General features: G+C 54.9%; 6 protein-coding genes. 3 read left to right on the forward strand and 3 right to left on the reverse strand.

Features of this window, described 5'->3' with window-relative positions:
- Positions 1-269: 269 nt before the first annotated feature.
- Positions 270-1,502, forward strand: coding sequence for a DUF445 family protein (locus IGS51_RS11190; RefSeq protein WP_297078473.1), 1,233 nt, complete (start codon positions 270-272; stop codon positions 1,500-1,502).
- 355 nt (positions 1,503-1,857) lie between these two features.
- Entirely contained in the window at positions 1,858-2,412 is a 555-nt protein-coding gene (locus IGS51_RS11195) for a hypothetical protein (RefSeq protein WP_297078474.1), read from the forward strand.
- A 922-nt stretch (positions 2,413-3,334) separates the two neighbouring features.
- Here the strand turns inward: IGS51_RS11195 and IGS51_RS11200 are convergent.
- Positions 3,335-3,727: a hypothetical protein gene (locus tag IGS51_RS11200; RefSeq protein WP_297078475.1), complete on the reverse strand. Its 393-nt coding sequence runs from the start codon at positions 3,725-3,727 to the stop codon at positions 3,335-3,337.
- Positions 3,728-4,152: 425 nt separating this feature from the next.
- Here IGS51_RS11200 and IGS51_RS11205 point away from each other — a divergent pair, with 425 nt between their 5' ends.
- Complete coding sequence (locus IGS51_RS11205; protein WP_297078476.1) at positions 4,153-5,499, forward strand: D-alanyl-D-alanine carboxypeptidase; 1,347 nt, start codon at positions 4,153-4,155, stop codon at positions 5,497-5,499.
- A gap of 87 nt (positions 5,500-5,586) precedes the next feature.
- Here the strand turns inward: IGS51_RS11205 and lptC are convergent, their stop codons facing one another.
- On the reverse strand, positions 5,587-6,723 hold the full coding sequence (lptC, locus tag IGS51_RS11210; protein WP_297078477.1) for an LPS export ABC transporter periplasmic protein LptC: 1,137 nt from the start codon (positions 6,721-6,723) through the stop codon (positions 5,587-5,589).
- 257 nt (positions 6,724-6,980) lie between these two features.
- Positions 6,981-7,589 (reverse strand): NYN domain-containing protein, encoded by a 609-nt coding sequence (locus IGS51_RS11215; RefSeq protein ID WP_297078478.1) that lies wholly within the window; start codon positions 7,587-7,589, stop codon positions 6,981-6,983.
- Positions 7,590-7,722: the final 133 nt, after the last annotated feature.

Consider the following 7,722-nt stretch of genomic DNA (forward strand, 5'->3'; position numbering starts at 1 on the left):
TTAAGCACTCAGAGATCCCCCCTAGCCCCCCTTAACAAGGGGGGAAACCGCCTTAAAGTCCCCCTTTTTAAGGGGGATTTAGGGAGATCTTGCACGCTTTGCTACAAACAGTAGGACTTTTCAGACATCCTCTAAGCAACATAGGCCATAAATTCAAGGGCTTGGAACCCAGCCCTCGCCCGCTGCCTCTCAAAACCTGGCACCTGATCCCTAGAAAGCGGTATGGTCGAAATGGGCAGACCAATCCTCATCCTGCCACGCCGCATCCGTTGAACCTCCAGTCTCTCGTCATCCTCATTGCACCACCCATTCTTGGCGGCATCATTGGCTATTTCACCAATGACATCGCCATCAAAATGCTCTTTCGCCCCTATAAGCCGATTTACCTCGGCGGACGGCGACTGCCTTTCACACCGGGGCTAATTCCAGCAAACCAAGAGCGACTAGCCCAGCGTATTTCTAACGCCATTCTCGGATCGCTGCTGACCCCAGAAGAACTGCAAAACATTGCCCGACGGCTCTTGCAGCCGGAGCGCGTGCAGGCGGCAATTCAGTGGCTCCTCTCGCTCACCCTGACCCAGATTCAGCAGGGCAACGAGCAGCGCACGGTCAAAATTGTCTCCAACATTCTGCACGATCTGGTAGGACAGTCGTTGCCCCGCACAATCAAGGTGCTAGCACGGCGCGAAGATTTTCTAGAAGCCCAGCTCAATCAGTTGTTTGACCAAGTATTGCTGGAGTTTCAGTTTTCTCAGTCGCAGGCCGAGCAACTTTCCAAATGGATGCTGGATGCAGTGCTGCCTCCAGACGTGCTGCGTCAGGGCGCGATCGACTTCCTCACCGATCGCAACATTCAGGTCATAGACGAAAGCTTTCGGTCAAAAACCAGCGGCACCTACTGGGTCGTGGCAAACCTATTTGGCGTGCGAAATGCGCTAGTGCGGCTGCGAACCCACTGTCTGGACGAACCCGATGCCAGCAACGCCGTAATCAAGGAACTGATCCGCACGCTAAATATTCAGGATCGGCTGCGGGAAGTGCTGCAAAATCTGTCGCTGCAAAACCTGCCCGTGTCTACAGTGCGACAATTGCGCCGGACGCTGCGCGACAACTTTCGCCACTATTTGCAAACCCAGGGCGAAGAGTTGCTGATGGGGCTGAGCAATTCGGTCGATTGGGACAAGGTGGCGGGATTGCTGGTGAACCGACTGCGGGCCTCGGAAGCGGTGAACAGTTCGCTGGAGCCTGTCAGCAAGGAACTGGCCCTGGTCTTGGAACGCTATCTGGAGCGGGATCTAGAGGCGATCGTAAAACAGGCGATTCCCATCTTGAACCTGGAGCAGGTCATTATGGATCGCGTCAAAGCGACCTCACCGCAAAACCTGGAAGCCGCCATCCAGGGCATTGTGAAAAGTGAACTCCAGGGCATCGTGAACCTGGGCGGCATTTTGGGTGTGGTTGTGGGGCTGATGCAGACGGTGTTTGTGCTGCTGACGCGCTAGCCAGGAACAAATCGGGAAGCTTTTCGGGAATCCATTTGTCCAATTCAGAACAGTCTTCAGGATAGTCCTGAGGACAGAGATGCACCACCAAATTACATTCCTCAGGACTGTCTAGTGGACAAGTTAGTGGACAAAGTTTGGCATAGCTTTGGCCCGCTTCACGCACGACTTCAGGATCAGATTCTAGACCTATGGAATCCTTGCCTTACCTGAATTACGCTGATTATTTCGCCTTTTGCTCCCGGCCCTGTTCCTCTGTCCTTTGCCATAGCAGACTTTCTTTAGGACTTTTCACAGGACGGAATCATACGCGATACTGAGAGGATAGTCTTCAGGACTGTCCAGAGGAACGCAGATGAACGGCGGCGAAATCGACCGAATCCCGGTCAATCAACTGATGCAGCGATATGGACTGGTCAAAAGCGCTGTCTATAAACGGCTGAACGATCTGGGCATTGACCCTCAAAAGGTCGGCAACAAGTCCTTTGTCAATGCAGAACAGTTGCGCCTGCTCGACGACTTGCACCAGTTCATCAAATCTGGCGGCACGATGCCCGAATTTCTGGAAAGCCGAGGCATTCAGCCTGCACAAACCTCGTCTTCTGGAGATTCCTCAGGACTGTCCAATATACAGCCTGATGTGATTAATTTAGTGTCGGCGATCGCCGCTCAGTTTGCCAACCGCCTCCAACCTCCCCAAGACCCCCTCGCCTATTACCAAAAGCTGGAAGACGCAGCGCGAAACGGCTGGCTGATGCGAACCTCCGAAATCGCCGATCTACTGGATTTGTCAATCTCGGAAATGCAGTACTATGGCGATCGCTTTTCAGAAGCCGGATTTACGTTTACCAAGTCGGGATATCGAGCAGGTGGAGAAACCGCCTGGAAAGTCTCGAAAGAGCGGAGTTGAGTACGGCTAGCGACATTGGACAGAAATTTAGACAGCTACATAACAGCTAATATGCCATGTGACAGCTAATATGAAAGTCATCAGGCCCCTTTGCGTCATACGTAGAAGCCTGTAAAATAAAAAAGCCAGCGGTCAGGCTGGCTAGACTTCGCATATTCGATACACTCGACTTTTTCGATTGTTCGTTCTTTCTTTTTCTTAGGTGATGTTGGTGTTCGCACTGGCATCACCTTAGTTTTTGGCACAGCTTTGGGCTGAGGTTTGACCAAGGTGATGGGCTATCAGTTGCTCTGGCATTTGTCCGCCAGCGGAAGCTCGACCCACCAGTGGGGGCTAGTCTTCCTGAACCCTTTAGCCTTTTGTGTCACAGGACTTACGCACTTGCGATCAGTTTCTGCGTTTTGGAGGATTTCTTGCGGGCTGCGCCTGCAAGAGACCGCCCAACTGCGTAGATCCTGCTGTCAGTTAAAACTATAGCATGTCCTGAGGACAGTCCTGAGGACTTTTAGGACTTTCATGAAAACTTTCCTAAAGACTTTCCTCAGGATTTTCCTCATAGGCTTTGCCGCAACTCTGTCCTCAGAAAAGTCCTGAAAACTGTCCTCAGGACTATACAGAAAATTAGTAAATGCCTGCTGAAAGGTTTCCCACAATCCAGTTCTCAAGCTGGTTCTCAGGAAAGTCCTTAAAACAACAGGGCTTTCCTGAAATCGTTTCGGAGCGCTTTTCTAAAAATTTTCCTGGGAAGCTCAATGGCAAGATTGTTTGCAGGACAGTCCTGAGAACATAGCGGTATTTCTAGACGCTATGCCGCAAACTTTTTTACGAAGTCTCCCAGCGAATCTTGGCAATGACTTGTCCTAAGAAAAGTCTTGAGGATAGTCCTCAGGACTACTTTGCGATTATTCTGTGGAGACGCAGACTAACTGCCTTGCTGACGAAGCCGCTCTAGCTCCGCCCGCATCGCAGAAATTTGCTCTGTCAGGTCTTTCAAGTCTGCCTGAATATCAGGTGGGGCAACGGGCACACCGCCAGTCGAGGCGGTTGGGCCGCTGGAGGAGCCAGATGGGCCACTCCAGGAAGCCCCTGCTGGACGCTGCGCCATCAGGTTATCCAAAAAAGCGCGGGCCTCTTGCTCCGTCACTTCGCCTTTGGCGGCCAGATCGTCGGCCAGCCCGCTGGGGTCAGTCCGCAGCCGCGCCAGGGTTTCTTCGCGCCGCTGGCTGTCTTGAATCGTTTCGGCCAGCGTGCTGGCGGCTCCCAAAGTAACGCGAAAGCCTTTTTGTAGCCCTTGCAAAATTTCGTCGGGGTTCATGAGTTCAGTTCCCAAGTATCAGTTCCCAAGTATCAGTTCCCAAGTATCAGTTCCTAAATGTCAGTCCGAGTGCTAATCATTGATTTGGCGCAGGCCCGGCTTCACTCACGTTACAACACCTGCCTAAAATCGCCAAATGGGTTCCTGAGTCCCTTCCTAAAGGCCTGAATCATAATGAATCCAATAACGCCCCGTAACGCTCCGATGCTGATTGCTGCTGATTGCTTAAGATACTAAGGAGTGCCGTTCAGACGGTCATTCAGGGGCCATTCACAACTGCAATTCAACTGCAATTTACGTGCAATTTACGGGAGTCGGCTGTGCGAGTCAGCATTTTGCGAGAGGGTCTACAACATCGGCAACGTCACGGGTTAGGTCACTTATTAGTTCACCTGTTAGGTCACCTGCAACCTGACCGACGGACTATGCAACGTAGCGCTAGAGGGGCGGCGGCCCTGGTTTGCTGCTTGAGTATGGGGCTATTTTCCGCTGAGGTGCGGGCAGCAGAGCAAAACTCCGCTGAACCCCTGCGGGTGGTAGATTGGGCGGGCTGGAAAGATGGCAGTTGGCTGGAGGCGCTGGTGCAGCCGCGGCTTGTGCAAGATCCGACGGCGATCGCCGCCCTTCGTCAACACCTGCTGGCCCTGGAGGCAATGGGAATGCCCGCCAGCGCTCAGGGGATATGGGTGCAGTCGGGCAGCCAAATTCTGAGTGAACACAAAGGTCTGGAGCCGATTCCAGCGGCCTCGCTGACCAAAATTCCGACCACGCTGGCAGCGCTTAAAACCTGGGGTACGTCGCATACGTTCAATACCACCGTGGGCGTGACGGGGCCCATCGACAATGGCGTGGTGCGCGGCGATCTGGTGATTCAGGGCGGCGGCGATCCGCTGTTTGTCTGGGAAGAGGCGATCGCCCTGGGGAATGCCTTAGAACAGCGGGGCATCCGGCGGGTGGAGGGCAATCTGGTGATCGCGGGCAACTTTGCCATGAACTTCAAAGGCGATCCCCAAACGTCCGGGGCGCTCCTGCGGCAGGGGATCAACGCTGACCTGTGGACAGGCGAAGCGCAGACCCAATACACCCAGCTTCCGCCCGGTACGCCCCAGCCCCGCGTGGCGATCGCTGGTGAGGTGGTTAGCCTGGCCCGGCCGCCTGCCTTTACGCCCGTGCTGCAACGCCGCTCCCTCAGCCTGGTGCAGGTATTGAAGGCAATGAATATTTTCAGCAACAACTTCATTGCCGACTCAGTGGCGCAACAGCTTGGCGGTGGCTCGGCAGTGGCTCGAACGGCAGCAGCGGCGGCAAACATACCCGCTGAAGAAGTCCGGCTGATCAACGGCTCTGGGCTGGGCGAAGAAAACCAGATTTCTCCCCGCGCCGTGGTGGCAATGCTAACGGCAACCCAGCGATCGCTCCAGGCGGAGGGACTCAGCGTATCTGACCTGTTTCCCGTCGTCGGGCGCGAACGGGGAACCCTGGGCGATCGCCGCATTACGGCCGGCACGCCAGTGAAAACGGGCACGCTCGATCGGGTCAGTTCGCTGGCGGGGGCCCTGCCGACGCGCGATCGCGGCATAGTGTGGTTCGCCATTATCGACATTGGCACAGCCGACCTGGGCAGCGTCCGCGCCGAGCAAGACCGTCTCTTGCAAGCCCTCGTCAGCCAGTGGGGAGAAGCAACCCCCGTTCCCGCAGAAATTCAGCCGAGCGATCGCCTGCCCATCTATCAACAGCAGTTGGGCGATCCGGCACGAAACGTACCGCTGTAGGCAGCGTATTAGCTGTAGGCCGAGTATCAAAAGAAGAAGTTGCGTTCTTCGCTCTTCGTTCTTCTTTCTTCCCGCCTTCCCCCCACCTCAAAGCCCTTCAGGAATAATCTCTGTCACTACGCGCCCGCCACTAACAGTCACGGTCTGCCGCTCTAGCTTGCCGACAGCACGGGGGCCCCGCATGGTGACGGGTGGATCGGTCTGGCGATAGTCCACATCCCCCTCGGCAACAACCTCGCGGCTGCGGATATTCCAGTCCAGTCGGTTGGCATTGAGTTGCGCCTGGTTGCGCTGCCCCACGGCGCGGACGTTTCCCGTGAGCGTTGCCGTTTGCGGGCCCAGGTTAAACCGTCCGGCATTTGCGGCCAGGGTCACTTGCTCCTGCCGCTGAATCACCGTCACAGGCTGGTCGGTATTCAGCACTTCCTGTGGCACATTCCACACCAGAGAATTGCTGCTAATTTGCAGCGGCGGGTCGCTGGTGACAATGCGGGCGCTGTTGGTTAGGGTCAGCACGTTGGTTTGCAGGTTCAGATTGCCCTGGTTTCCCTGGGCCACATCGCTCACCTGCTGGTTCAAGAACCGGGTCACTTGCAGTGGGCGATCGCTCACCACCTGTTCTCGCTGCATCAGCCACACGAGCCGCTCCGCCTTCAGTTGCAGCACGGGATCAGTCGTCGTCGCAGTAACCTGCCCGCTCAGCTCCATGCGGCGTTCTTTGTTGAAAATTTGCGCCTGGTCTGCGGCGATCTGAATCTGCGGGTGGGTTCCTGTCAGGTCTTTGCGAAGAATCAACAGGCTGCGATTCGGAATCCACTCCAGTTCCTGCGCCTTCAGCACCGCCTTGCTTTCTAGGTCAACTGCCTCGATGTCGCCCCGCAGGAAAATCTTCTCGCCATTTTGCAGAATTTCACCCGACTGCGCCTTTACCTGATAGGCCGCTTTTCCATCTTGATAGAGTTCGCCTTCGGGCAGGGTCAATCTGGCGATTTGCTTATCTTCGCTATAGGTCGCCTGCTTAGCCGTAATGCGCCAGACCGTTTTGCCCTGTTCATCTGCCTGATCCAGCGTAATGTTGTTGAAGGTCAGGTTGGTATCAATTTGCTGAACCGCAGCGCTATCCCGCGCCAGCCGCTCCGAGGCACGGTTTCTAGGCTGGCAAGCCGTCAACCCGACCATCAACCCTGCGGTCAGCAAAGCCCAGATAGAGATAAAACGAGGCATCAAAGTCACCCAATCTTTACCCAACTCGAAGCATCAGGGGCGATCGCCCAGCCAGGAGTACCGCTTCAGGGTTCTGAATCTGGCCCAGCCTCTACCTTAGACGACGGACGGCCGCTGTTGCTCCTGCGGGTAGACAGATTTTGCGCGATCCGCTGGTTCAATCCCCACCATCCGCCAGGGTTGCTGACAAACCCCTAGCTGCATTCAAGCGTCTATTCTGACTCTTGCTATTTTGACTCTTGCTATTCTGACTCTTGCTATTCTGACTCTTGCTCATCCGACAGCCCAATACCCGACAGCGGACGATAGGTGTAGTTGTGTCGGGGCGTTTTCTGGATGTCTTCTTTAATAGAATCCAGGTCGATGTAGCGATCGGCCACGTTAATCAGGCTGTCGCTGGTCATTGAGCGCAGGCTGACCACCTCCACCCGCACGCCCCGATAGCTCACCGCATCCACGGCATAGGCCAGGTCGCCATCCCCGCTCACCAGCACCGCCGTATCATAGGCCCCCACCAGCGCCATCATATCTACGGCAATTTCCACGTCCAAATTGGCTTTTTTGGAACCATCCGGCAGTTGCACCAGGTCTTTAGAAATCACGCGATAGCCATTGCGCCGCATCCACAGTAAAAAGCCCTGCTGCTTTTCGTTGGTGCGGTCTACGCCAGTGTAGAAGAACGACCGCAGCAGCCGAGAGCCAGCCGTGAGGCGGCAGAGCAGCTTAGTGTAGTCAATTTCAATGCCGAGTTGCAGCGCGGCATAAAACAGGTTAGACCCGTCGATAAAAATGGCCACACGGCCGCGATTTTCTAGCACCTGCTCTGGAGTAAACACTGCGTCGCTCTCTGTATGGTGGCTTAGCATCACATTTAGCCTCTTAAAATTATCTGTGTATTTTTTCCAAGGGATGTATTTTCAAAGGTTCCGAAGGGTTTATTAAACGATTTATCCTTAGAAACAAAAAGAAAAGACAGTCTTTGAACGGTCAGTTGAAAAG

It is taken from the genome of Thermoleptolyngbya sp. M55_K2018_002 (assembly GCF_015295965.1).
GTDB lineage: Bacteria > Cyanobacteriota > Cyanobacteriia > Elainellales > Elainellaceae > Thermoleptolyngbya > Thermoleptolyngbya sichuanensis.